Annotated in this window: 22 protein-coding genes and 1 tRNA gene; 14 read left to right on the top strand and 9 right to left on the bottom strand. The window is 70.9% G+C overall.

Going from position 1 to position 24272, the window contains the following annotated elements:
* Window positions 1–92 precede the first annotated feature (92 nt).
* Window positions 93–1775 (top strand): phenylacetic acid degradation protein PaaN, encoded by a 1683-nt coding sequence (paaN, locus tag ACWV17_RS03960; RefSeq protein WP_455358476.1) that lies wholly within the window; start codon window positions 93–95, stop codon window positions 1773–1775.
* Here paaN and ACWV17_RS03955 read toward each other — a convergent pair.
* From ACWV17_RS03955 to ACWV17_RS03945, 3 genes are read right to left on the bottom strand one after another with little or no spacing between them, the layout of a single operon-like run.
* Window positions 1759–2580 (bottom strand): TrmH family RNA methyltransferase, encoded by an 822-nt coding sequence (locus tag ACWV17_RS03955; protein WP_455358475.1) that lies wholly within the window; start codon window positions 2578–2580, stop codon window positions 1759–1761. The genes paaN and ACWV17_RS03955 overlap by 17 nt on opposite strands.
* A complete protein-coding gene (locus ACWV17_RS03950; protein WP_455358474.1) occupies window positions 2577–3884 on the bottom strand; it encodes an HTTM domain-containing protein in 1308 nt (435 codons plus the stop codon). Before ACWV17_RS03950 ends, ACWV17_RS03955 begins: the two co-directional genes overlap by 4 nt.
* Entirely contained in the window at window positions 3881–4663 is a 783-nt protein-coding gene (locus tag ACWV17_RS03945) for a DUF5819 family protein (protein ID WP_455358554.1), read from the bottom strand. Before ACWV17_RS03945 ends, ACWV17_RS03950 begins: the two co-directional genes overlap by 4 nt.
* 42 nt (window positions 4664–4705) lie before the next feature.
* On the opposite strand from ACWV17_RS03945, the gene paaA reads away from it, so the two are divergent.
* From paaA to ACWV17_RS03915, 6 genes are all read left to right on the top strand, one after another.
* Window positions 4706–5716 (top strand): 1,2-phenylacetyl-CoA epoxidase subunit PaaA, encoded by a 1011-nt coding sequence (paaA, locus tag ACWV17_RS03940; protein ID WP_455352918.1) that lies wholly within the window; start codon window positions 4706–4708, stop codon window positions 5714–5716.
* On the top strand, window positions 5713–6000 hold the full coding sequence (gene paaB, locus ACWV17_RS03935; RefSeq protein ID WP_455352919.1) for a 1,2-phenylacetyl-CoA epoxidase subunit PaaB: 288 nt from the start codon (window positions 5713–5715) through the stop codon (window positions 5998–6000). Before paaA ends, paaB begins: the two co-directional genes overlap by 4 nt.
* Window positions 5997–6728, top strand: coding sequence for a 1,2-phenylacetyl-CoA epoxidase subunit PaaC (paaC, locus tag ACWV17_RS03930; protein WP_455358473.1), 732 nt, complete (start codon window positions 5997–5999; stop codon window positions 6726–6728). Before paaB ends, paaC begins: the two co-directional genes overlap by 4 nt.
* Entirely contained in the window at window positions 6722–7225 is a 504-nt protein-coding gene (gene paaD / locus ACWV17_RS03925) for a 1,2-phenylacetyl-CoA epoxidase subunit PaaD (protein ID WP_455358472.1), read from the top strand. Before paaC ends, paaD begins: the two co-directional genes overlap by 7 nt.
* The gene (locus tag ACWV17_RS03920; RefSeq protein ID WP_455358471.1) at window positions 7226–8284 is read left to right on the top strand and encodes a 2Fe-2S iron-sulfur cluster-binding protein; all 1059 of its coding nucleotides are present in this window, start codon (window positions 7226–7228) and stop codon (window positions 8282–8284) included.
* 89 nt (window positions 8285–8373) lie between these two features.
* On the top strand, window positions 8374–9507 hold the full coding sequence (locus ACWV17_RS03915) for an acyl-CoA dehydrogenase family protein (protein WP_455358470.1): 1134 nt from the start codon (window positions 8374–8376) through the stop codon (window positions 9505–9507).
* Window positions 9508–9527: 20 nt separating this feature from the next.
* Here the strand turns inward: ACWV17_RS03915 and ACWV17_RS03910 are convergent, their stop codons facing one another.
* The 5 genes from ACWV17_RS03910 to ACWV17_RS03890 form a co-directional block, all read right to left on the bottom strand.
* The gene (locus ACWV17_RS03910; protein WP_455352924.1) at window positions 9528–9872 is read right to left on the bottom strand and encodes a rhodanese-like domain-containing protein; all 345 of its coding nucleotides are present in this window, start codon (window positions 9870–9872) and stop codon (window positions 9528–9530) included.
* Window positions 9873–9916: 44 nt separating this feature from the next.
* Window positions 9917–10762: a hypothetical protein gene (locus ACWV17_RS03905; protein WP_455358469.1), complete on the bottom strand. Its 846-nt coding sequence runs from the start codon at window positions 10760–10762 to the stop codon at window positions 9917–9919.
* 46 nt (window positions 10763–10808) lie between these two features.
* Window positions 10809–12386 (bottom strand): DUF2252 domain-containing protein, encoded by a 1578-nt coding sequence (locus ACWV17_RS03900; protein WP_455358468.1) that lies wholly within the window; start codon window positions 12384–12386, stop codon window positions 10809–10811.
* A 123-nt stretch (window positions 12387–12509) separates the two neighbouring features.
* Window positions 12510–13169 (bottom strand): response regulator, encoded by a 660-nt coding sequence (locus tag ACWV17_RS03895; protein WP_455358467.1) that lies wholly within the window; start codon window positions 13167–13169, stop codon window positions 12510–12512.
* A gap of 78 nt (window positions 13170–13247) precedes the next feature.
* Window positions 13248–14921 carry a sensor histidine kinase gene (locus tag ACWV17_RS03890; RefSeq protein WP_455358466.1) on the bottom strand — a complete coding sequence of 558 codons (1674 nt, stop codon included), beginning with the start codon at window positions 14919–14921 and terminating at the stop codon, window positions 13248–13250.
* 130 nt (window positions 14922–15051) lie between these two features.
* On the opposite strand from ACWV17_RS03890, the gene ACWV17_RS03885 reads away from it, so the two are divergent.
* A complete protein-coding gene (locus tag ACWV17_RS03885; protein ID WP_455352929.1) occupies window positions 15052–15582 on the top strand; it encodes a MarR family winged helix-turn-helix transcriptional regulator in 531 nt (176 codons plus the stop codon).
* Between the two features lie 105 nt (window positions 15583–15687).
* On the opposite strand, the gene ACWV17_RS03880 is transcribed toward ACWV17_RS03885, so the two are convergent.
* Window positions 15688–15770: transfer RNA gene (locus tag ACWV17_RS03880), tRNA-Leu, on the bottom strand.
* Window positions 15771–16061: 291 nt separating this feature from the next.
* On the opposite strand from ACWV17_RS03880, the gene ACWV17_RS03875 reads away from it, so the two are divergent.
* The 6 genes from ACWV17_RS03875 to pknB all read left to right on the top strand — a co-directional run bounded on the left by ACWV17_RS03875 (window position 16062) and on the right by pknB (window position 24100).
* Complete coding sequence (locus tag ACWV17_RS03875; RefSeq protein ID WP_455352930.1) at window positions 16062–16898, top strand: FhaA domain-containing protein; 837 nt, start codon at window positions 16062–16064, stop codon at window positions 16896–16898.
* A 10-nt stretch (window positions 16899–16908) separates the two neighbouring features.
* A complete protein-coding gene (locus tag ACWV17_RS03870) occupies window positions 16909–17406 on the top strand; it encodes an FHA domain-containing protein FhaB/FipA (protein WP_455352931.1) in 498 nt (165 codons plus the stop codon).
* A 129-nt stretch (window positions 17407–17535) separates the two neighbouring features.
* Window positions 17536–19038 (top strand): Stp1/IreP family PP2C-type Ser/Thr phosphatase, encoded by a 1503-nt coding sequence (locus ACWV17_RS03865; RefSeq protein ID WP_455358465.1) that lies wholly within the window; start codon window positions 17536–17538, stop codon window positions 19036–19038.
* Between the two features lie 24 nt (window positions 19039–19062).
* Window positions 19063–20472 carry an FtsW/RodA/SpoVE family cell cycle protein gene (locus ACWV17_RS03860; RefSeq protein ID WP_455352933.1) on the top strand — a complete coding sequence of 470 codons (1410 nt, stop codon included), beginning with the start codon at window positions 19063–19065 and terminating at the stop codon, window positions 20470–20472.
* The gene (locus ACWV17_RS03855; protein ID WP_455352934.1) at window positions 20469–21929 is read left to right on the top strand and encodes a peptidoglycan D,D-transpeptidase FtsI family protein; all 1461 of its coding nucleotides are present in this window, start codon (window positions 20469–20471) and stop codon (window positions 21927–21929) included. Before ACWV17_RS03860 ends, ACWV17_RS03855 begins: the two co-directional genes overlap by 4 nt.
* Window positions 21930–22096: 167 nt before the next feature.
* On the top strand, window positions 22097–24100 hold the full coding sequence (gene pknB, locus ACWV17_RS03850; protein ID WP_455358464.1) for a Stk1 family PASTA domain-containing Ser/Thr kinase: 2004 nt from the start codon (window positions 22097–22099) through the stop codon (window positions 24098–24100).
* The last annotated feature ends 172 nt before the right edge of the window (window positions 24101–24272 follow it).

Genomic DNA, 24272 nt, shown 5'->3' with positions numbered 1-24272 from the left:
GTGTGCCGGGCCCTCTTGTCCCGACCGATCGTTCGGTTACTGTATCTCTTGTCCGCCTTTCCCTGCCCAGCTCGACGAGGAGTTGGTCCTTGATGGCCGCCGAACTCACCGCACCCCAGCTGTCCGAGAAGCACCGGCCCACGCTCGACCAGGCCCTCGAGGCGATCCGCACGCGTGCCTACTGGTCCCCGCATCCCGAGCACCCCAAGGCGTACGGCGAAACCGCCCCCGCCGACGGCCTCGCCGCCTTCCAGGCCCTGCACGGCACCCGCCTCGACCTGGGACAGCCCGGGACGGACGGCTGGACCGGCGGGGAGGTCTCGCCGTACGGCCCGGAGCTCGGCGTCGAGTACCCGCACGCGGACCTGGACGTCCTGCTGCCCGCCATGCGGGCGGGGATGACGGCCTGGCGCGATGCCGGTCCGGAGACGCGTGCCCTGGTCTGCGTCGAGATCCTGGCGCGCATCAGCGCCCGTACGCACGAGTTCGCGCACGCGGTCATGCACACCAGCGGCCAGGCCTTCATGATGGCGTTCCAGGCCGGCGGGCCGCACGCCCAGGACCGCGGCCTCGAAGCCGTGGCGTACGCGTACCACGAGCAGACCCGCACGCCCGCCGCCGCAGACTGGTCCAAGCCGCAGGGCAAGCGCGACCCGCTCAACCTCGGCAAGACCTTCACCGCCGTGCCGCGCGGCATCGCGCTGCTCATCGGCTGCAACACCTTCCCGACGTGGAACGGCTACCCCGGCCTCTTCGCCTCCCTGGCCACCGGAAACCCGGTCCTGGTCAAGCCGCACCCGCGCGCCGTGCTGCCGCTCGCGCTCACCGTGCAGGTCGCCCGTGAGGTGCTGGCCGAGGCGGGCTTCGACCCGAACCTGGTCGCCCTGGCCGCCGAGCGGCCCGGCGAGGGCATCGCCAAGACCCTGGCGGTGCGCCCCGAGATCCGCATCATCGACTACACCGGCTCCACCGCCTTCGGCGACTGGCTGGAGGCCAACGCCCGCCAGGCGCAGGTCTACACCGAGAAGGCCGGCGTCAACACCGTCGTCATCGACTCCACCGACGACTACAAGGGCATGCTCTCCAACCTGGCCTTCTCCCTCTCCCTCTACAGCGGCCAGATGTGCACCACCCCGCAGAACCTGCTCATCCCGCGCGACGGCATCAGCACCGACGCCGGCCCCAAGTCGTACGACGAGGTGGTCGCCGACCTCGCCGCCTCGGTGAACGGCCTGCTGGGCGACGACGCCCGGGCGAACGCGCTGCTGGGCGCTCTGGTCAACCCAGACGTCAAGGAGCGGCTGGAGGCCGCCGCGGGCCTGGGCGAGGTCGCCCTGGCCTCGCGGGAGGTTCCCAACCCCGACTTCCCGGGCGCCGTGGTGCGTACGCCGGTGATGGTCAAGCTCGACGGTTCCAAGCCGGACGACCAGGCCGCGTACCTGTCCGAGTGCTTCGGCCCGGTCTCGTTCGCCGTCGCCGTCGACTCCACCGGCGACGCGGTCGAGCTGCTGCGGCGCACGGTCCGCGACCAGGGCGCGATGACGGTCGGCGCGTACACCACCTCGGCCGAGACCGAGCGGGCGGTCGAGGACGTCTGCCTGGAGGAGTCCGCGCAGCTCTCGCTGAACCTGACCGGCGGGGTGTACGTCAACCAGACCGCGGCCTTCTCCGACTTCCACGGCTCCGGCGGCAACCCGGCCGCGAACGCGGCGCTGTGCGACGGAGCGTTCGTGGCCAACCGCTTCCGGGTGGTGGAGGTCAGGCGTCAGGCATAGGGGTGTCCAGGGCGGCTGCCGCCCCCACCTGCGTGGGGGCGGTGGCGGCCCAGTGGAACAGCGTCATCGCCACGCTGGTGGCGAGGTTGTAGCTGGACACCTGGGATCTCATCGGGAGCGAGACCAGCTTGGTCGCGCGGGCGCGCAGCTCCGCTGAGATGCCGTGGCGTTCGGAGCCGAAGGCGATCAGCGCGTCGTCCGGGACGGTGACCGACCTGATGTCCTCGCCCTCCGGATCCAGGACGTACAGCGGCCCCGGCGGCAGCCCGTCCAGGCCCGTCCGCTCCACGGCGGTGGCGTAGTGCAGCCCGGCACCGGCGCGTACGGCGTTCTGGTGCCAGGGGTCGATGTCGCCGGTGGTGACGACGCCGGTCGCGCCGAAGCCGGCGGCCAGCCGGACCACGGCCCCGACGTTGCCGAGGTTGCGGGGGTTGTCCAGTACGACGACCGGCGCCGGCCGGGGCAGCCGGGCGAGCGCGTCCAGGTTCGCCGCGGCGCTGCGCCGGACGGCGAGGGCGGCCACTTCGGTGGTGTGGCCCCGGGGGACGAGTTCCCGCAGTACCGGCTGGGGGACCTCGACGAGGTTCTCCGTCAGTACGCCGGTCAGGTCGTCGGCCAGCGCCGCGGCCAGCTCCAGCACCGACGCGCGGTCGCTCGTGAGCGTCAGCCGTACCTCGGCGCCGAAACGCAGCGCGTGCTTGAGGGCGTGGAAGCCGTCGAGCAGTACGGCGTCGGAGGCAGCCTCGCGCCACTGCCGTACCGCGGACGCGGTCGACGTGGTCACGGGGTCGTCGGGGTTGCTCACCCCACGAGACTACGGGGGGCGTGTGCGTCGGCCGTATCGGCCGCCTTCCGCTGCCCGGGTACGACCGGCCGCGCCCGCGAGAACAGCCGTGCCCGGGCCCGCGCCGCCCGGCCGCCGACCCACAGCAGGAAAGCCGTGGGGAGGAAGACCGCATCGGCCGTGATCATGGCGAGCGAGAAGAACGGCAGCCCCAGCAGGACGGCGATCCCCGCGTGCTCCAGCATCATGGCGGCGAGCAGGACGTTCTTGACCCGTCGGTTGAAGAGGGTGAAGGGGAAGGCGACCTGTACGGCGACCGTGCCGTAGCTCAGCAGCATGACGATCACACCGCTGCCCGCGAGCAGCCCTGACAGAGCGGGCCAGGGCGAGAAGTAGTCCAGGTGGAGCGGGTAGTAGAGCGCGCTGCCGTCCTGCCAGCGGGACCCCTGGATCTTGTACCAGCCCGCGGTCGCGTAGATCAGGCAGACCTCGGCCATGATCACCACCATGGCGGCGTTGTGGACGAGGTTGGCCAGTACGTCCAGCAACTGGCGCCCCTGGCTGTGCGGCGCGCGGCGGGAGACCGCCCACCACAGCCCGTGCACACCCCACAGGCCCCAGAACACCAGCAGCCAGCCGCCGCTGAGCTCGCCCATCAGCGTGACGGCGGCGAGGACCACTCCCAGCACCGACCACAGCGCCGGCCCGGCCCGGTCCGGCGCCGGCCGGTCTGCGGCCTGTGCGCGGTTGGCGCGGCGGGCGCGGCGGGCGCGGCGGGCGTCCAGCGACCAGACCTGGGCGCACCGGGTCAGTACGAGGTAGATCGCCATCAGGTGGATGACGTTGTCGCCGCCGTCCCCCATGAAGACGCTGCGGTTCTGCAGCGAGAGCACCCCGGCCATGAAGAGGACGGACACGGCGCGGGTGTGCCAGCCGAGCAGCAGCAGGGCACTGGCGAGGATCGCGAGGCCGTACACGATCTCGAACCAGACCGTGCCGTCCGACCACATCAGCGCGCTGAAGGCGTGGTTGCCGGCGATGAGCTGCTGGGCCAGGTCCCAGCTCCAGGGACCGTCGGGACCATAGAGCTCGTGGCGGTTGGGCAGTTCACGGAGCAGGAAGAGCAGCCAGGTGGCGGCGAAACCTATGCGTATGACCGCGCTCTGGTACGGGCCGAGGGCGCCGGCGGTGACGCGCTGGATACCGCGGGCGAGCCTCCGGTCGACGGGGGCGGCGGGCGCGGCAGGGGTGGCCGGTGCGGGGGTGCCCGGGATTGCGGGGCCGGTCGGGGTGGAAGGACCGGTGGGGGCGGCGGGGGTGCTCACTGGGCGGCCTCCTTGTGCGCGGCCGGCAGATCGGCGGCGGTCACGCGCCACCACGGGAGCACCCGGAAGTACGACTTCGTGTCGATCCGCTCCTCGCTCCACGGCGGGGCCGCGACCGAGGTCGTCGACGACCTGAGCTGGATGCGCTCGACCGTGCCACCGAGGTCTTCGCCGCCGAGGCGCAGCATCACGATGCGCCGCATGTACGCCTCGGAGAGCTCACCGCGCAGGCCGTTCGGCCTGTTCTCGTCGTCGTGCGAGCCGGTGTAGAAGTCCCAGGCGCGGCGCAGCTCGTTCTGGTCGACGTGGCTGGGGAAGAAGTTGTGCCGGATCCGCTCCCCGTCGCGGGCGGTCAGGTCACGCCAGCCGGTGGTTGTGCGCTCACCGCCGGGGGTACGGACATCCGCCCGCACCTGGACGGCGATGTTCTGCTGGAGCGGGTTCGGGGCGAAGAGCTTCCAGTTCTGTTCGAACTCGGGGTAGATCCAGTCGCCGATCGCCTCGCTGTGCTGCTTGCTCACCGTGTTCGAGGGCGCGACGTGCAGGAACACCATCGCCAGATGCACGCAGGCGAACACGCCGATGACCGCGAGGGCGAACGAGGCCACGATCTGGTACGGCAGGGAGAGCCCCACGATGCCGCCGGGCCGCGCCCCGGGCTCGGGTGGCGCACTCCCGCCCTTGTCGTCGTACGAATCCATCCCCGCCCCGATCCCCAACGGCCCTCGAGTCAAAGTTATCCACAGAGGTTGACACCCTACGGGCCGCCGACTCACCATTGAAGCCAATGAACCGAACGATCGGTCGGTAGGGAGCCAGGAATGGCAACAGTGGCTGCGGACCACACGAGGCCGCACGGGCCCGGGGCCGGGGGCGGGCACGCGCACGACCCGGCCCGCGATCAGGAGGCCTACCAGGCCGCCTTCGACGCGGCCGTGGCGGCCGACGAGCGCATCGAACCGCGCGACTGGATGCCGGACGCCTACCGCGCCTCGCTGGTGCGCCAGATGGCGCAGCACGCCCACTCCGAGATCATCGGCATGCAGCCGGAGGCGAACTGGATCACCCGCGCTCCCTCGCTGCGGCGCAAGGCGATCCTGATGGCGAAGGTGCAGGACGAGGCGGGACACGGGCTGTATCTGTACAGCGCCGCGGAAACCCTGGGCACCGGCCGTGAGGAGCTGCTCGACAAACTGCACTCCGGCCGCCAGAAGTACTCGTCGATCTTCAACTACCCGACGCTGACCTGGGCCGACGTCGGCGCGATCGGCTGGCTGGTGGATGGTGCGGCGATCACCAACCAGGTGCCGCTGTGCCGCTGCTCGTACGGGCCGTACGCCCGGGCGATGGTCCGCATCTGCAAGGAGGAGTCCTTCCACCAGCGCCAGGGATACGAGCTGCTGCTCGCCCTGAGCAACGGGACGCCGGCGCAGCACGCGATGGCACAGGACGCGGTGGACCGCTGGTGGTGGCCGTCGCTGATGATGTTCGGCCCGCCGGACGACGAGTCCTCGCACTCCGAGCAGTCGATGGCCTGGAAGATCAAGCGTCATTCGAACGACGAGCTGCGTCAGCGCTTCGTCGACATCTGCGTCCCGCAGGCCGAGGCACTCGGCCTGACGCTCCCCGACCCGGACATCCGGTGGAACGAGGAGCGCGGGCAGCACGACTTCGGCGCGATCGACTGGACCGAGTTCTGGGACGTCCTCAAGGGCAACGGCCCCTGCAACGAGCAGCGGATCACCCAGCGGCGGCGGGCGCACGAAGAGGGCGCCTGGGTACGGGAAGCGGCGGCCGCGTATGCCGCGAAGCAGGGGAAGGCGACGGCATGACCAGCAACGAGTGGCCGCTGTGGGAGGTGTTCGTGCGCTCGCGCCGCGGACTGTCGCACACGCACGCCGGGAGCCTGCACGCCCCGGACGCGGAGATGGCCCTGCGCAACGCGCGCGATCTCTACACCCGCCGGAACGAGGGCGTCTCGATCTGGGTGGTGCCGTCCACCGCGATCACTGCCTCCTCACCCGACGAGAAGGACTCCTTCTTCGAGCCGGCCGGCGACAAGCCGTACCGCCACCCGACGTTCTACGAGATCCCGGAAGGGGTGAAGCACCTGTGAACCGCGTATCCGTGACCGCCACGACGAACGCCGCGGCTCTCGCCCTGGGCGACGACGCGCTGGTGCTCTCGCACCGGCTGGGAGAGTGGGCGGGCCACGCGCCCGTACTCGAGGAGGAAGTGGCACTGGCGAACATCGCGCTGGACCTCCTGGGCCAGGCGCGGGTGCTGCTCTCCCTGGTCGGTGACGAGGACGAGCTGGCGTATCTCCGCGAGGAGCGCGCCTTCCGGAATCTGCAGCTCGTCGAGCAGCCGAACGGCGACTTCGCACACACCATCGCCCGCCAGCTGTACTTCTCCACCTACCAGCACCTGCTGTACGGGCAGCTGGCGGCGGAGGACGGCCCCCTCGCCCCGCTGGCCGCGAAGGCGGTCAAGGAGGTCGAGTACCACCGCGACCACGCCGAGCAGTGGACCCTGCGGCTCGGCGACGGCACGGCGGAGAGCCGGGAGCGGATGCAGCACGGGCTGGACGCGCTGTGGCGGTTCACCGGCGAGATGTTCCAGCCGGTCCAGGGCGTGGACGTGGACACGCGGGCGCTCGAGGACGGCTGGCTGACGTCGGTGACGGCGGTACTGGAGCGGGCGACGCTGACCGTGCCCGAGGGACTGCGGACCGGAGCGTGGGCGGCCGGCGCGGGACGGCAGGGCCTGCATACCGAGTCGTTCGGTCGGATGCTCGCAGAGATGCAGCACCTGCACCGCAGCCACCCGGGGGCGTCATGGTGAGCACGGCGACCCCCACCGCCCTCGAAGAGGAACTGGCCCGGCTGGCCGGCTCGGTCCCCGACCCGGAGCTGCCCGTACTGAATCTCACGGAGCTGGGGGTGCTGCGCGGGGTGCGGGTGCTGGGCCCGGGCAGGGTCGAGGTCGAGCTGACGCCGACGTACACCGGCTGCCCGGCGATCGAGGCCATGTCCACGGACATCGAGCAGGTCCTGCACGAGCACGGGATACCGGACGTCTCGGTCCGCACCGTCCTCTCACCCGCCTGGTCCACGGACGACATCAGCGCCGAAGGCCGCCGCAAGCTCGCCGAGTTCGGCATCGCCCCGCCCCGCGCCCATGCCGCCGGCGGACCGGTGCCGGTGACCCTCTCGGTCCGCTGCCCGCACTGCGGCTCAATGGACACCGAGCTGCTGAGCCGGTTCTCCTCCACCGCGTGCAAGGCGCTGCGGCGCTGCGTCTCCTGCCGCGAACCGTTCGACCACTTCAAGGAGTTGTAGATGGCCCGGTTCCACCCGCTCCGCGTGGCGGCGGTCGACCGGCTCACCGACGACTCGGTGGCCGTGACCCTCGAAGTCCCCCCGGGGCTGCGCGAGGAGTACCGCTACACGCCGGGCCAGCACCTCGCCGTCCGGCTGGACGTCGACGACACCGACGTCCGCCGTACGTACTCGATCTGCTCACCGGTCCTCGGCCCCGACGCCCCCGCCGAACTGCGGGTGGGTGTGCGGCTGGTGGAGGGCGGCGAGTTCTCCACGTTCGCCCACAAGGAACTGGCGGCGGGCGACACCCTGCACGTGATGACACCGGCCGGGCGGTTCGTCCTCCGACCGGCCCCCGGTCACTACGCCGCGATCGTCGGCGGCAGCGGCATCACCCCGGTGCTGTCGATCGCCGGCACGCTCCTCGCGCAGACGCCGGACGCCCGGTTCTGCCTGATCCGCAGCGACCGCACCGCGGCCTCGACGATGTTCCTGGAGGAGGTCGCCGACCTCAAGGACCGCTATCCGGACCGGTTCCAGCTCGTGACCGTGCTGTCCCGGGAGGAGCAGCAGGCCGGCCTCGGCTCCGGGCGGCTGGACGAGGAGCGGCTCACCGGCCTGCTGTCCGCGCTGCTGCCGGTGGAATCCGTTACCGGCTGGTTCCTGTGCGGCCCGTACGGGCTGGTGCAGGGGGCCGAGCGGGCGCTGCGCGGGCTGGGCGTGGACCGCGGCCGTATCCACGAGGAGATCTTCCATGTGGACGACGGCGCCGCCCCCGCGCCGGTGGCCGCGACCGCCGTGCACAGCCGGGTGACCGCGAAGCTGGACGGCCGTTCGGGCACCTGGCCGGTTCAGGACGGCGAATCGCTGCTGGAGACCGTGCTGCGCAACCGGGCGGACGCCCCGTACGCCTGCAAGGGCGGGGTGTGCGGGACCTGCCGGGCCTTCCTGGTCTCCGGAGAGGTCCGGATGGACCGCAACTTCGCGCTGGAGGCGGAGGAGACCGAGGCAGGTTTCGTGCTGGCCTGCCAGTCCCACCCGACCACGGACGAAGTGGAGCTGGACTTCGACCGCTGAGGTTCCCTGCGGTTCCCTTTTCGTAGAACGTGTTCTATCTTGACGGCCCGTCAGGTCAGGACGGAACCGGGTGCGCGGGAGGGACAGCAGTGGACTTCACCTTCACCGAGGAGCAGCAAGCGGCCGTCGAGGCGGCGAAGGCGGTCTTCTCAGGCGTCGAGCCGGACAGCGTGCCCAGCCCCGCACTCACGCCGGGCGCGGTGGCCGACGACTTCGACCGCGCGCTGTGGGCCAGGCTGGCCGGCTCCGACCTGCTGAGCCTGGTCATCGCCCCCGAGCACGGCGGAGCCGGGCTCGACGCCACCGCGCTGTGCCTGGTGCTGCGCGAGTCCGCCAAGGTGCTCGCCCGGGTGCCGCTGCTGGAGCACTGCGCCGTCGCCATGGCCGTACAGGCCGCCGGAGACGCCGCACTGGCCGCGGAGATCCTCCCCCGCGCCGGACGCGGCGAGCTGGTGCTGACGGCCGCGGCCCACGGCCGTACCGGACACGACCCCGCCGAACTCGCCGTCACCGCACGGCAGGACGGCGCCGGCTGGGTGCTCGACGGGCTGCAGACGGGTGTGCCGTGGGCCCAGAGCGCCGACCTGATCGCCGTCCCCGCCCACACGGGTGCGGGGCGCGCCGTGCTGGCCCTGGTGCCCCGCGACCGGGAGGGCCTCTCCCTCGCCGACCAGGTGTCCACCAGCGGCGAGCGCTTCGCCGAGCTCGGTTTCGACTCCGTACGGATCGAGGGCCACCACCTCATCGACGCCGAGGGCGCCTGGGAGCGGCTGCGCGACCTGCTGACCACCGGCACATGCGCGCTGGCACTCGGCCTGGGCGAAGCGGTACTGCGCATGACCGGCGACTACACCGGCAAGCGCGAACAGTTCGGATTCCCGCTCGCCACCTTCCAGGCGGTCGCGGTGCAGGCCGCCGACCGCTACATCGACCTGCGCGCCATGGAGGTCACCCTCTGGCAGGCGGCCTGGCGGCTCGACAGCGGGGCAGGCGGACCGCTGCCCGTGGCGGGGGATGTGGCGGTGGCGAAGATCTGGGCGTCCGACGGTGTACGACGGGTCGTGCAGACGGCTCAGCATCTGCACGGCGGCTTCGGCGCGGACACCGAGTATCCGCTGCACCGCTACCACGCCTGGGCCAAGCAGCTGGAGCTGTCCCTCGGCTCGGCAGCGGCCCACGAGGAGGCGCTGGGCGACCTGCTGGCCGCCCACACCCTCGGCTGAGGCGTCGCGGGATCAGCGCGTCACAGGACGACCGCCGGGCCGCCCTTGTCCGTGACCATCGGGCGCCCGGCACCGTCCCAGGCGAGCATGCCACCGTCGACGTTCACCGCGTCGACGCCCTGCTGCAGCAGATACTGGGTGACCTGCGCGGACCGGCCACCGACCCGGCACATCACGTGGACGCGGCGGCCGTCGCCGGCTGCCTCCGTCACCTCACCGAAGCGCGCGACGAAGTCGCTCATCGGGACGTGCAGGGCGCCCTCGACATGCCCGGCCGCCCATTCGTCGTCCTCGCGGACATCCAGCACCAAGCCGTCGGCGGGCACCGCCGCGGCGTCCACTGCGGGGAGCGAGCCGAAATTCATGAGGTCACGCCTTCTCTCGTACGCCTGCAACCACTACCGAAAACCTAACCCACCAGCTTCGCCAGCTCCGCCTCACGCTCGGAGACCTGCGCGAGCAACTGCTCGGCGATCTCCTCCAGCAGCCGGTCCGGATCGTCGGGTGCCATCTTCAGCATCGCGCCGATCGCACTGGACTCCAGGTCCTGGGCGACCACCGTCAGCAGCTCCTTGCGCTGCGCCAGCCACTCCAGCCTCGCGTAGAGCTCCTCGCTCTCGGTCGGCCCGTGCCCCTCGGGAACCGGCCCCGCCGCCCACTCCTCGGCCAGCGACCTGAGCTGCGCCACGTCCCCACGGCCGTACGCGGCGTTGACGCGCACGATGAAATCGTCCCGGCGGGTCCGCTCCGCCTCGTCCTGCGCCAGGTCCGGATGCGCCTCCCGGACCAGTTCGCGGAAGAGCTTGCGGGCCTCCTCGCTCGGCCGGACCCGCTTGGGCGGCTGCACCTGCTGATCGGTGAGCATCGCCGCCGCCTCGGGCGAGAGTCCGTCGGAGTCGATCCAGTCGTGGAACAGCTCCTCCACACCCGGCATCGGCATCACCAGAGCCCGCAGGTCCTGAGCCTTGCGCAGATCCTCCGGATCACCGGTACGGGCGGCCCGCGCCTCCGCGATGAGCGCGTCCAGCTCGTCGAGCCGCGAGTACATCGGGCCAAGCTTCTGGTGATGAATCCGGGAGAAGTTCTCCACCTCGACCCGGAAGGTCTCCACCGCGATCTCGAACTCGATCAGCGCCTGCTCGGCCGCCCGCACGGCCTTCTCCAGCCGCGCCTCCGGCCGCTCGTCGTGCTGCCGCTCCCGGCGCTGCTCGTCGTCGTTCCGGGCGGTCGACGCCCCGGCAGGTTCCTGGCTCACCCGCCCAGCCTACGGGCGCTGCGGCCGCCGCCTCACCCCTGCCCGGTCACACCCCCTCCTCCGCCGCGATCCGGCCCGACCTGACGGCCGCGACCAAGTCGGCGTGATCCGCTTCCGTACGGTCCGCGTACGCCAAAGCGAACGCGGCCACCGCCTCGTCGAACTCGTCGTTCTTGCCGCAGTACCCGGCGATCAGCCGCGGATCGGCACTGTGCGCATGGGCCCGCGCCAGCAGTGCGCCGGTCATCCGCCCGTAGTCGTCGACCTGGTCGCCGGTCAGCGCCGCCGGGTCCACGCTGCCCTTGCGGTTCCTGAACTGCCGCACCTGGAACGGCCGCCCCTCCACCGTCGTCCAGCCCAGCAGGATGTCGCTGACGACCTGCATCCGCTTCTGCCCGAACACCACCCGGCGCCCCTCGTGCCCCGGTTCCGGGTTCTCGAAGCCCACGCCCGGCAGGTAAGGCAGCAGCGCCGAGGGCCGCGCCTCCTTGACCTGGAGCACCAGCGGCTCGCCCCGGTGGTCGATCAGCAGCACCACGTACGACCGCGTCCCCACACTGCCCGTCCCGACCACCCGGAACGCCACGTCGTGGATCGCGTACCGCGCGAGGAGCGGCAGCCGGTCCTTCTGGACGGTCTCCAGGTAGTCCCCCAGCGAGGCCGCCACCGCCGCTGCCTCCGCGTCGCCGACCCGCCGCAGCACGGGCAGCGCGTCCACGAAGCACCGCCCGCCGTCCGCCGCCGCCTCCGTCGACTTGGCGGCGAAGCGCGCACTGGTGTTGTTACGGGCCTTCTCGGCGACCCGCTCCAGCGTGCCCAGCAGGTCCCGGGCGTCCGTGTGCGAGACGAGCTCCTCGTCGGCGATGGCGTTCCACGCGTCCAGCGCGGGAAGCTTCGCCAGCAGCCGCATGGTCCTCCGGTACGCCCCTGCCGCGTCCAGGGCGGCGGCCCGGCAGACGTCCTCGGCCGCGCCCGCCACCCGGCCGGCCAGTACGAGCGAGGTCGCCAGCCGCTTGAGGTCCCATTCCCATGGTCCGAACACCGTCTCGTCGAAGTCGTTGAGGTCGATGACGAGCCGGTTGCGCGCGTCGCCGTACAACCCGAAGTTCGCCGCGTGCGCGTCGCCGCAGATCTGCGCGCCGATCCCGGTGACCGGCGTGCCCTGCAGGTCGTGGGCCATCAGTCCGGCCGCTCCGCGCAGGAACGCGAAAGGCGTCGCCGCCATCCTGCCCACCCGTATCGGAGTCAGCTCCGGCACCCGGCCCTGGTTCGACTCCTCCACGGCCCGCACCGCGTCCGGCCGGTCCCCGGGCAGCACCAGAGAACTGTGCGAGGCACGGGGGACGCGGGCCCGCAGCGCCTTGCCCTCGCTCCGCGGCGAACCCTCCGCCGTCCGCCGCGCGAAGCCGGGCACCCGGGGGAGGCGCTCGGCCTGCTCACGGTCGGCGGCCGGTGCCCGCAGGCCCACGCCCGCCCGGTCCGCCCGCCCGGCGTCGCCCGCAACCCGCCCGCCGTCGCCCGCCCGGCCAGCCACGCCCGCAACCCGCCCGCCGCCGCCCGCCCGGCCAGCCACGCCCGCCCGGTCGGACACGTCGGCCCCGCCCGCCCCTTCGATCTCACCCATCGGATGCCCCCGTCTCCGTACTGCATCAACATCGTCGGCAACTGCGAACGACCGTACCGCCGCCCGCCGATCACCGTCTGCCCCTGTGGACAACTCCGGAAGGCGCCCCGTCAGAGTCCCGCGTCAGAGTCCCGCGTCCCGCGCCAGCAGCGCCGCCTGCACCCGGTTCTGGCACTCCAGCTTCGCCAGGATCCGGCTGACATAGGTCTTCACGGTGGCCTCACTCATATGCAGCCGCTTGCCCGCCTCGGCATTGGACAGTCCCTCCCCGAGCAGCGCCAGCACCCCCCGCTCCCGCTCACTCAGGGCCGCGACCCGAGCCCTCGCCACCGCCGGCGACATCGAATGCCGCGCCTCCTCGCCCCGCGCCGCCGCCCGCCCCGAGACCAGCTGGTCCACCACGTGACGGGTCGCCCCGGGCGAGAGGTACGCGTCACCCGCGGCAGCCGCCCGTACCGCCTGGATCAGCTCGCCCGGCGCCGAGTCCTTCAGCAGAAACCCGGCACCCCCGTGCTCCAGCGCCCGCAGCACGTTCTCCCGCTCACCGAACGTCGTCAGGATCAGCACCGCCGCCGGCGAACTCCGCCGCAGTTCCGCCAGCGCCGTCAGCCCGTCCATCAGCGGCATCTGGATGTCCAGCAGCACCACGTCCGGCGCGTGCGAACGCACCAGCTCGACGGCCTCGCGCCCGTTCGCGGCCTCGGCGACCACCTCGATGGACGGGTCCGAGGTGAGGATCATCCGGATCCCCGCGCGGATGAGCGGTTCGTCGTCGGCGATCACGACTCTGACCGTCGGACCACCCGAACCCGGACCCGGACCCGTCACACGTACTCCCGCGCCTGCGCCTGAAGCGGACCGCTACCGCTTGACCTCATAAGCCTTCTTCTCGATCAGCTTGCCGTCCTTGAAGCAGAACCGGAACACCGGCTCGGTATCCAGGCTCGAGCCCGTCTCCGACGACATCAGGACCAGACACTCGGCACCCACCGGCTCCGCGGGCCCCTTCCCGCTCAGCCCGGTCGTCAGCACGGTGTCGCCCGACGGCAGCAGCTCCCGCACCTCCTCCTCGGACGTGCCGACCGCCACCTCGTCGTAGGAGGCCCGGTCGATCATGGCCTTGTCGAGCGAGCCGATCAGGAAGAACACCCCGAAACCGCCGACTATCGCCAGCAGCACCAGCGCCGCCACCGCGATCCCGCAGCCCAGCGCGACCCCGCCCGACCTGTTCCTGCCGCCCATCCCGAACTCCCTCTGTGAACCCGCCCAGTCGATGACCGGACCACCGTCCCCGAGAGAGACCGGCTGCGACTGCTGCCGGAAGTCGTCGGCGGCAGCGACGAACGTCGCGCCTTCCGGCCCGTACGGCAGGACGCCCGCCACCCGGAAGCCCCCGCCCTCCACCTCCCCGGCATGCACCATGCCGCCCACCAGCCGCGCCCGCTCGCGCAGCCCGGTCAGCCCCTGCCCGCCACTGACCACCTCGCCGTCCACGGAACCCGCCGGCCCGTTGGCGATCTCCACCACCAGCGAATCCGGCTCCCAGCGCAGCTCCACGGTGATCGCTGCGCCCGGCGCGTGCTTGTACGCGTTGGTCAGCGCCTCCTGCACGATCCGGTACGCGGCATGGTCACAGGCCGCCGCGAGCGGCCGCGCCTCCCCCGCACACCGCAGCTCCACCTCGGTCCCGGCCGCCCGGGACGCCTCCACCAGCCCGGCGACCCCGGCCACGCCACGCGCCGCCGGCTGCGCGTCGTCCGTACGTACCGGCCCCTCCACCCCGTCCCGCAGAATGCCGACCACCTCACGCAGCTCGTGCATCGCGGAGACCGAAGCACCCCGCAGCACCCCGACCGCCTCCCGCTGGCGGTCGGTCAGCGCCGGGTCCACCTCCAGCGCCCCGGTGTGCACGGAGATCAGCGCGAGCTGGTGGCCGAGGCTGTCGTGCATGTCCTGCGCGATCCGCTGCCGCTCCCGCAGCCGCGCCTGGCCGGCCACCATCTCCCGCTCGCGCAGCAGCTGCGCGTTGCGTTCCTGCAGGGTGTGCAGCAGGGTGCGGCGCTGCGACCAGTACCGGCTGACCAGACCCGGCATGACCGTCGTCACCAGGAAGAACAGCGAGGCGAACAGCGCCGCGGCGACCGGCTGCGGCCCCGGCCAGTTGTCCACCGCCATGACCCCGACATAGAGGACGTACGAAGCGGTGAACGCGGCCAGCGCCTGCCCCACCCCGACGATCCTGCGCCCCGCCGACCAGCCGGCCAGCACCAGCAGCGGCGCGAGCCCCTCCAGCACCCCGCCGAGCGCGCCGGACACGATCAGCACACTCGCGGGCAGCCTGCGCCGCAGCAGCGACAGCGCCGCCACGCCCAGCGCCACGCCTACCGTCCGCGGGCCGGAGCTGCCCACGATGTCCTCGAGGCCGGCCGCCATCAGCGCCAGTACGACAGCCAGCACCGCCTCGCCGGCGATCCGGCGCCCGGACCACAGCTCGGGCGGCGCCAGCCAGTTCCATCCGGTCCGTACCTTCGCCATCACATGCACGCAACGACCCTAGGGAACCGGCCCGGATGCCCGCGTCCCCCTTTCGTCTCACCCCGTACAACGAAAGTCGCACCGCGGCCCACCGCCGCCCCGGGAACGCCCGGCACGATACAAAGAAGCAATGACCGAACGCGCGCAGCACACGGAGGGAATGGCCGACGTCGACGCGGTCACCCGCGCGGTACTGACCGCCTCCAGACTGCTGGTCGCCGTGTCCGCGCGGTCCCTGGCCGCCGTCGAGGACAGCGTCACCCTCCCGCAGTTCAGGCTGCTCGTCGTGCTGTCCACCCACGGCTCGGCCAAGCTCGTGGAGCTCGCGGAACGGCTCGGCGTGAATCCGTCCACCGCGATGCGCATGCTGGACCGGCTGATCGCGGCCGGCCTCGCGGACCGTCAGGTCAACCCCGGCAACCGCCGGGAGACCGTACTGCGGCTGACCGCCGAGGGCCGGCGCGTGGTCGAGGACGTCACCACCCGACGCCGCAAGGAGATCGCCGCGATCGTCGAGCGCATCGATCCCCGGCAGCGGGAGTCCCTGATCGGCGCGCTGAACGCCTTCACCGAAGCGGGGGGCGAGCCGGCCGCTCCGGAGAGGGACGGCGACATCTACCCGCTCGGCTGGTCGGACCAGCCACCATCCCGGGCCCGCTGACCCGAGCGCGGCGAACACCACCACTCGCAGGTACAACGACAACGGCAACAAGAAACGGGCCCCCGCGAGCGACTTTCGTCACTTGCGGGGACCCGTTTCATTTTGTGCGCGAGGGGGGATTTGAACCCCCACGTCCCGAAGGACACTGGCACCTGAAGCCAGCGCGTCTGCCGTTCCGCCACTCGCGCATGAGTGGTGTTGCTGGACTCTCCCACTGGTTTGTGCGAGCGCCTGGCGACATCCGGAAGATTAGCACGCTGGCGAGGGTGGATTCACATCCGTTTCCGGGCACCCGTCACTACACCCCGCCCGGCCGGAGACCGTCCCGGGTGCGGGACACTGTCCTTGGGCCGCCTCTACGATCCCTAGTGAGGACCAACACTCCTCCACAGGGCAGACAAGGGGAACCAGCCGATTTCCCGACGCGTGGATACGATCAGTAAGCAGTACCAGGACGGCAACGACGGAGGAGGTGCCTCATGGGAGTCCTGAAGAAGTTCGAGCAGCGACTCGAAGGTCTGGTCAACGGCACCTTCGCCAAGGTGTTCAAGTCCGAGGTCCAGCCCGTCGAGATCGCCGGCGCCCTGCAGCGCGAGTGCGACAACAACGCGACGATCTGGAACCGCGAGCGGACCGTGGTCCCCAACGACTTCATCGTCGAACTCTCCGCCCCGGACTTCGAGCGCCTGAGCCCCTACTCCGGCCAGCTCGGCGACGAACTGTCCGGCCTGGTCCGCGACTACGCCAAGCAGCAGCGGTACACCTTCATGGGACCCATCAAGGTCCACCTGGAGAAGGCCGACGACCTCGACACCGGCCTCTACCGGGTCCGCAGTCGCACGCTCGCCTCCAGCACCGACCAGCAGAGCCCCGAGCGCGCTTCCGCCGCCCCAGCCGCAGGCCGGCGCGGCGGCTACGGGTACCCGCCGGCCGGCGCACCGCCCATGCCCGCGGCGCCACCGCCGGGCGGCGCACGCCCGGCCACCGCGGCCCCGGACCGACGGCCCGGCGCCCCCGGGCCCATGCCCGGCACCCAAGTGCGACGCTGGATCGAGATCAACGGCACCCGCCATCAGATCTCCCGCCCGACGCTGGTGCTGGGCCGCAGCACCGAAGCCGACGTGCGGATCGACGACCCCGGCGTATCCCGCCGGCACTGTGAGATCCGGACCGGAACGCCCTCGACGATCCAGGATCTCGGGTCTACCAACGGCATCGTGGTAGACGGGCAGCACACCACCCGCGCTACGCTCCGCGACGGCTCGCGGATCGTCGTGGGCAGTACCACCATCGTTTTCCGGCAAGCCGAAGGGTGAAGCGGGGGCAATGTCAGAGCTGACCCTGACGGTCATGCGGCTAGGTTTCCTGGCCGTACTGTGGCTGTTCGTCATCGTGGCCGTACAGGTCATCCGCAGCGACCTGTTCGGTACGAGAGTGACCCAGCGCGGCTCACGCCGCAACGCGGAGAACCGCACGCAGCAGCAGGGCCGGCAGCAAGCCGCGCCCCCGCAGCAGCGCCAGCGCCGCGGGGCACCCACCAAACTCGTCGTGTCCGAGGGCTCCCTCACCGGCACCACGGTCGCCCTCCAGGGCCAGACCATCTCGCTGGGCCGGGCGCACGACTCCACGATCGTGCTGGACGACGACTACGCCTCCAGCAGGCATGCCAGGATCTACCCGGACCGGGACGGCCAGTGGATCGTCGAGGATCTCGGGTCCACCAACGGCACGTATCTCGACCGGACCCGACTCACCACCCCGACCCCCATTCCGCTGGGCTCGCCGATCCGCATCGGCAAGACCGTCATCGAGCTGCGGAAGTAGTACGACAATGAGCGAGCGGAGCGAGCGAGCCGCGGCGGTCCCCACAGCGGACCCGAGCGCGCTCCCGACCGGAGGGTGGGCAGTGTGGCTCGAGACCGGTTGTACCCGGATTCGACCGGGGAGGTGCGCATGAGTCTGTCCCTGCGCTTCGCCGCCGGATCGCACAAGGGCATGATCCGCGAGGGCAACGAGGACTCCGGCTACGCCGGCCCGCGTCTCCTCGCCATCGCCGACGGCATGGGGGGCCAGGCCGCCGGCGAGGTCGCCAGCTCGGAGGTGATCTCCACCCTCGTGCAGCTCGACGACGACGTACCCGGCTCGGACATCCTCACCTCGCTCGGCACCGCGGTGCAGCGCGCCAACGACCAGCTGCGCGTGATGGTCGAGGAGGACCCGCAGCTCGAAGGCATGGGCACCACCCTGACCGCCCTGCTGTGGACCGGCCAGCGGCTCGGCCTCGTCCACGTCGGCGACTCCCGGGCGTACCTCCTGCGCGACGGCGTACTCACCCAGATCACCCAGGACCACACCTGGGTGCAGCGCCTCGTCGACGAAGGCCGCATCACCGAGGAAGAAGCCACCACCCACCCGCAGCGCTCCCTGCTGATGCGCGCGCTGGGCAGCGGCGAACACGTCGAACCCGACCTCTCCATCCGCGAGGTCCGCGCCGGCGACCGCTACCTCATCTGCTCCGACGGACTCTCCGGGGTCGTCAGCCATCAGACGATGGAGGACACCCTCGCCAGCTACCAGGGCCCCCAGGAGACCGTCCAGGAGCTCATCCAGCTCGCCCTGCGCGGCGGCGGCCCCGACAACATCACCTGCATCGTCGCCGACGTCCTCGACGTCGACGGCAGCGACACCCTGGCGGGACAGCTCAGCGACACCCCCGTCGTCGTCGGCGCGGTCGCCGAGAACCAGCACCAGCTGAACGACGGCAACGCCATGCAGACCCCCGCCGGCCGCGCCGCCGGCCTCGGCCGGCCCGGACCCCCGCAGCCCCCCGCGGGCGGCTTCGGCCCCCCCGGCAGCGGCGACGACATGGACTACGGAGCGCCCGACAGCGCCTTCGGCGCGTACACCGACGAGGACTTCGTCAAGCCGCGCGGCGGCCGCAAGTGGTTCAAGAGATCGTTCTTCCTGGTCCTCGCACTCGCCGTCATCGGCGGCGGCATGTACGGCGGCTGGCGCTGGACCCAGACCCAGTACTACGTCGGCGTCAACGACGAGCACGTCGCGCTCTACCAGGGCATCAGCCAGGACCTGGCGTGGGTCAGCCTGTCGACGGTCCAGAAGGACCACCCCGAGATCGAACTCAAGTACCTGCCGCCCTTCAAGCGCAAGCAGGTCGAGGCGACCATCAGCGAGGGCAGCCTCGGCGACGCCCGCGCGAAGATCCAGGAACTCTCCACCCAGGCCGCCGCCTGCAAGAAGGACGAGCAGCGCCGCAAGGCCGAACAGGAGATCAGCAAGCCGAAGGACCAGGCCGCCGAGGGCGAGGGCCAGGCCGGCGGCACGACCGGCATCCCCGAGAGCCAGTCCGCGAAGAACCCGACCGAAGCAACCCCCACACCCGGTCCCAGCCTCTCCGAGGAAGAGAAGAAGCTGGTCCCGCTGTGCGGTAAGCAGTAAGAGCCGTAGGGGGCCTTCAGCACCATGAGCGTTGTCACCAACACGACCACGATCGGCGCGATCGACGCACCGAGCCGACGCAACACCGAGCTCATCCTGCTCGCGTTCGCCGTCGTCATCCCGGTCTTCGCGTACGCCAACGTCGGCCTGGCCATGACCGGCGAGATGCCGATCGGCATGATCGGCTACGGCCTCGGGCTCGGCGTGCTCGCCGGGATCGCCCACCTCGTGGTGCGCAAGTTCGCCAAGTACGCCGACCCGCTGCTGCTGCCCCTGGCCACCCTCCTCAACGGGCTCGGCCTCGTACTGATCTGGCGCCTGGACCAGTCGCCGCGGCTGATCCGCAGAGCCGAGACCCTCTTCAAGTCGTTCAGTCCCGACGCCCCCAAACAGCTGCTGTACTCCGCTGTGGGCATCGCCCTGCTCGTCGCCGTGCTGCTGCTGCTGAAGGACCACCGGATCCTGCAGCGCTACACCTACATCTCCATGGCCGTGGCGCTGGTCCTGCTGATCCTGCCGATGTTCTTCCCCGCGGTGAACGGCGCCAAGATCTGGATCAGTCTCGGCCCCTTCTCCATCCAGCCCGGCGAGTTCGCGAAGATCATCATCGCCGTGTTCTTCTCCGGCTACCTGATGGTCAAGAGAGACGCCCTCGCGCTGGCCAGCCGCCGCTTCATGGGCCTGTACCTGCCCCGTGGGCGCGACCTCGGCCCCATCCTCGTGGTGTGGGCGATGTCCATCCTGATCCTCGTCTTCGAGACCGACCTGGGCACCTCGCTGCTCTTCTTCGGCCTCTTCGTGATCATGCTGTACGTCGCCACCGAGCGGACCAGCTGGATCGTCTTCGGTCTGCTGATGTCCGCGATCGGCGCGGTCGGCGTGGCCACCTTCGAACCGCACGTCCAGCAGCGCGTCGACTTCTGGCTCAACCCCTTCGCCGAGGAGACCCTCGCCCAGAGCGACCAGATCGCCCAGGCCCTGATGTCCTTCGGCTCCGGCGGCGTCCTCGGCACCGGCCTCGGCCAGGGCAACTCCGACCTCATCGGCTTCGCCGCCAACTCCGACTTCATCCTCTCCACCGTCGGCGAGGAGTTCGGCCTCGCCGGAACGATGGCCTTCCTGATGATCTACGGCCTGATCGTCGAGCGGGGCGTACGCACCGCACTCGCCGCCCGCGACCCCTTCGGCAAGCTCCTCGCCATCGGCCTCTCCGGAGCCTTCGCCATCCAGGTCTTCGTCGTCGCCGGCGGCGTGATGGGGCTCATCCCGCTGACCGGTATGACGATGCCCTTCGTGGCCGCCGGCGGCTCGTCCGTGATCGCGAACTGGGCCCTGATCGGCATCCTGATCCGCATCAGCGACACCGCGCGCCGACCCGCGCCGGCCCCCGCCCCGTCCCCCGACGCCGAGATGACCCAGGTGGTCCGACCGTGAACAAGCCCCTGCGCCGGATCGCGATCTTCTGTGGGCTCCTCGTCCTCGCGCTGCTGATCCGTACAAACTGGCTCCAGTACGTCCAGGCCGAAGAACTCAGCACCCACGAGAAGAACCGCCGCGTCCAGATCGAGCAGTACGCCCACGAGCGCGGCAACATCATCGTCGAGGGCAAGCCCATCACCGGGTCCATCGTCACCAACGGCAGCGACTTCAAGTACAAACGCACCTACAAGGACGGCCCCATGTGGGCCCCCGTCACCGGCTACGCCTCGCAGGCCTTCGGCTCCAACCAGCTCGAATCCCTCGAGGACGGCATCCTCACCGGCAACGACGACCGGCTCTTCTTCGACCGCACGGTCGGCATGTTCACCGGCGAGAAGAAGCAGGGCGGCAACGTCGTCACCACCCTCAACGCCGCCGCGCAGGAAGCCGCGTTCAAGGGCCTCGGCGACAAGAAGGGCGCCGTCGCCGCCCTCGACCCGCAGACCGGCGCCATCCTCGCCCTGGCCAGCACCCCGTCGTACGACCCGTCCAGCTTCGCCGGCAACTCCAAGACCGACGAGAAGAACTGGGTCGCCCTCAAGGACGGCAAGGACAAGGCACTCGTCAACCGCGCGCTCCGCGAGACCTACCCGCCCGGCTCCACCTTCAAGGTCCTCACCGCCGCCGCCGCCCTGGAGAACGGCAAGGTCACGGACATCAACGCGCCGACCGACACCCCCGATCCGTACATCCTGCCCAACACCCGGACCGAGATGGTCAACCACGCCAGCGGCTGTGAGAACGCCAGCCTCATGCAGGCCATGAAGGTCTCCTGCAACTCCGTCTTCGCCAAGCTCGGCGACGACGTCACGCGGGACAAGATGGTCGAGACCGCCGAGAAGTTCGGCTTCAACAACCCGAAGATCGACACCCCGGTCCGCGCCTTCGCCTCCGTCTACGACACGCAGATGGACCGCCCGGGCAACGCGCTCTCCTCCATCGGCCAGTTCAACACCGCCGCGACCCCGCTGCAGATGGCCATGGTCACCGCCGCCATCGCCAACGACGGCAAGCTGATGAAGCCGTACATGGTCGACCACGTAGCCGCGCCGAACCTGGACATCCTGGAGAGGCACGATCCGGAGGAGATGAGCCGGCCGCTCTCGCAGGAGAACGCCCAGAAGATCCAGCAGATGATGGAGACCGTCGTCGAGTCCGGCACCGGCACCAGGGCGCAGATCAACGACGTCAAGGTCGGCGGCAAGACCGGCACCGCCCAGCACGGCGAGAACAACAGCAAGAACCCGTACGCGTGGTTCATCTCCTACGCCAAGACCGCCGACGGCTCCCCGGTCGCCGTCGCGGTCGTGGTCGAGGACGGCGCGGCCGTGCGCGACGACATCTCCGGCGGCGGACTCGCCGCGCCCATCGCGCGCAACGTGATGAAAGCGGTACTCGACAGCGGGAAGTGACACGTCTCACATCCGGGGCCTGTCCGGCCACGTAGTGGTACCGGTCGGATATCAGCCGCCGCTCACGGACGGATCAGCTTCGCGGGGCCGGTAGCCTTTGCGCGAACAGCACACCGCCGGACCACACACGGGTGCGGTCGGGACTGACGGAGAGGGCTGGAACAGTTATGGAAGAGCCGCGTCGCCTCGGCGGCCGGTACGAGCTGGGCTCGGTGCTCGGCCGTGGTGGCATGGCCGAGGTCTACCTCGCACACGACACCCGGCTCGGCCGCACCGTCGCCGTGAAGACGCTGCGGGCGGACCTCGCCCGTGACCCGTCCTTCCAAGCCCGGTTCCGCCGGGAGGCCCAGTCGGCCGCCTCGCTCAACCACCCGGCGATCGTCGCCGTCTACGACACCGGCGAGGACTACGTCGACAACGTCTCCATCCCGTACATCGTGATGGAGTACGTCGACGGGTCCACCCTGCGTGAGCTGCTGCACTCCGGCCGCAAACTGCTGCCCGAGCGCACCCTGGAGATGACCATCGGCATCCTCCAGGCGCTGGAGTACTCGCACCGCAACGGCATCGTCCACCGCGACATCAAGCCCGCGAACGTCATGCTGACGCGCACCGGCCAGGTCAAGGTCATGGACTTCGGCATCGCCCGCGCCATGGGCGACTCCGGCATGACCATGACGCAGACCGCGGCGGTCATCGGCACCGCGCAGTACCTCTCGCCCGAGCAGGCCAAGGGCGAGCAGGTCGACGCCAGGTCCGACCTGTACTCCACCGGCTGCCTCCTGTACGAGCTGCTGACCGTCCGGCCGCCGTTCGTCGGCGACTCACCGGTCGCGGTCGCGTACCAGCACGTACGGGAAGAGCCGCAGCCGCCCAGCAACTTCGACCCCGAGATCACGCCCGAAATGGACGCGATCGTGCTGAAGGCGCTGGTCAAGGACCCGGACTACCGCTACCAGTCGGCGGACGAGATGCGCGCCGACATCGAGGCGTGCCTCGACGGCCAGCCGGTCGCCGCCACCGCGGCGATGGGCGCGGCCGGGTACGGCGGCTACGACGGCTACAACGCCGACCAGCCCACCACCGCCCTGCGCTCCGCGGACCCGCAGCAGACATCGATGCTGCCGCCGATGAGCCCCGACGACGGCGGCTACGGCTACGACGACCGCAACGGCGGGCGTCGCCAGGACCGGCAGCAGAAGAAGTCCAACGCCTCCACGATCCTCCTGGTGGCGGCGGGCATCCTCGTGCTCGTCGGCGCCATCCTGATCGGCCGCTCGCTCTTCGGAGGCGACGGCGGGGACAACCGCTCCGCCGTACCGCAGCTGGTCGGCGAGACCTTCGCGGACGCCGAGAAACAGGTCGGCAATGTGGGCCTCAAGGTCTCCCTCGCCAGGCAGGAACCCTGCGAGGAACAGCCCAAGGGCAAGATCTGCAGCCAGGACCCGGCCGGCGGCACCCAGCTCGCCGAGGGCGAGACCATTTCGGTGGTCGTCTCCACCGGCGCGCCGAAGGTCGCGGTCCCGGACGTCCAGGGCCTGTCGTTCGACGAGGCCAAGAAGCAGCTCGAGGACAAGGGCTTCAAGGTCGACCGGAAGTCCGAGGTGTCCGACCGCACGCCCGGCACGGTGATCAACCAGAACCCGAAGGGCGACACCTCGGTCCAGAAGGGCACGGAGATCACCCTCACCGTCGCCAAGGAAGCCGCCAAGGCCCAGGTGCCCGATCTCACGGGCAAGAACGCCGACCAGGCCAAGCAGGCCCTGGAGGCGGTGGGACTCGCGCTCGGCAGCACGACCGAGGTCGACTCGGCGTCCCCGCCCGGCACGGTCGTCCAGCAGAGCATCCAGCCGGGCACCGAGGCGACGGCCGGCTCGACGGTGAACATCCAGATCGCCAAGGCGGCCCAGCAGCCGGTCACGGTGCCGCAGGAACTCTTCGGCAAGACCGTCGCCGAGGCACGGCAGCTGCTGCAGCAGCAGGGGCTCCAGCTCGGCAACATCGACGGTCCGCAGGAAGAGGACGCCAGGGTGATCAGCAGCGAGCCCGGCTTCGGCCAGCCGGTTCAGCCGGGCCAGTCGGTCAACGTCAAGACGATCGGCGGCCAGGGCGGCGACGGCGGCCGAAACGGCGGAGGCGGAGGCCTCATCGGCGGCGGCGACAACGACTGACCGCCCCGCACGGCAGTTGCGAGAGGCCCCGGCACCCTGATGGGTGCCGGGGCCTTCCGCATCCCCTGCGCCAGAGTGCACAAAAAGCCGAATGCCGATCGTGTCTTCATATGTCCCCACTCGTTAGCCCGGATAGGGGTGGGGTGTCGGACTCTGCCCAGGCCAGGCGGCC

This window comes from Streptomyces mabaensis (assembly GCF_053763515.1).
This window is presented reverse-complemented; position numbering and strand designations above follow the sequence as displayed.

Excerpts from the sequence above, each read along its gene's own strand:
- paaN (WP_455358476.1), top strand. The coding sequence starts at position 93 with ATGGCCGCCGAACTCACCGCACCCCAGCTGTCCGAGAAGCACCGGCCC.
- ACWV17_RS03945 (WP_455358554.1), bottom strand. The coding sequence starts at position 4,663 with ATGGTGAGTCGGCGGCCCGTAGGGTGTCAACCTCTGTGGATAACTTTG.
- paaA (WP_455352918.1), top strand. The coding sequence starts at position 4,706 with ATGGCAACAGTGGCTGCGGACCACACGAGGCCGCACGGGCCCGGGGCC.
- paaB (WP_455352919.1), top strand. The coding sequence starts at position 5,713 with ATGACCAGCAACGAGTGGCCGCTGTGGGAGGTGTTCGTGCGCTCGCGC.
- paaD (WP_455358472.1), top strand. The coding sequence starts at position 6,722 with ATGGTGAGCACGGCGACCCCCACCGCCCTCGAAGAGGAACTGGCCCGG.
- ACWV17_RS03920 (WP_455358471.1), top strand. The coding sequence starts at position 7,226 with ATGGCCCGGTTCCACCCGCTCCGCGTGGCGGCGGTCGACCGGCTCACC.
- ACWV17_RS03910 (WP_455352924.1), bottom strand. The coding sequence starts at position 9,872 with ATGAATTTCGGCTCGCTCCCCGCAGTGGACGCCGCGGCGGTGCCCGCC.
- ACWV17_RS03900 (WP_455358468.1), bottom strand. The coding sequence starts at position 12,386 with ATGGGTGAGATCGAAGGGGCGGGCGGGGCCGACGTGTCCGACCGGGCG.
- ACWV17_RS03890 (WP_455358466.1), bottom strand. The coding sequence starts at position 14,921 with ATGGCGAAGGTACGGACCGGATGGAACTGGCTGGCGCCGCCCGAGCTG.
- ACWV17_RS03885 (WP_455352929.1), top strand. The coding sequence starts at position 15,052 with ATGACCGAACGCGCGCAGCACACGGAGGGAATGGCCGACGTCGACGCG.
- ACWV17_RS03875 (WP_455352930.1), top strand. The coding sequence starts at position 16,062 with ATGGGAGTCCTGAAGAAGTTCGAGCAGCGACTCGAAGGTCTGGTCAAC.
- ACWV17_RS03870 (WP_455352931.1), top strand. The coding sequence starts at position 16,909 with ATGTCAGAGCTGACCCTGACGGTCATGCGGCTAGGTTTCCTGGCCGTA.
- ACWV17_RS03865 (WP_455358465.1), top strand. The coding sequence starts at position 17,536 with ATGAGTCTGTCCCTGCGCTTCGCCGCCGGATCGCACAAGGGCATGATC.
- ACWV17_RS03860 (WP_455352933.1), top strand. The coding sequence starts at position 19,063 with ATGAGCGTTGTCACCAACACGACCACGATCGGCGCGATCGACGCACCG.
- pknB (WP_455358464.1), top strand. The coding sequence starts at position 22,097 with ATGGAAGAGCCGCGTCGCCTCGGCGGCCGGTACGAGCTGGGCTCGGTG.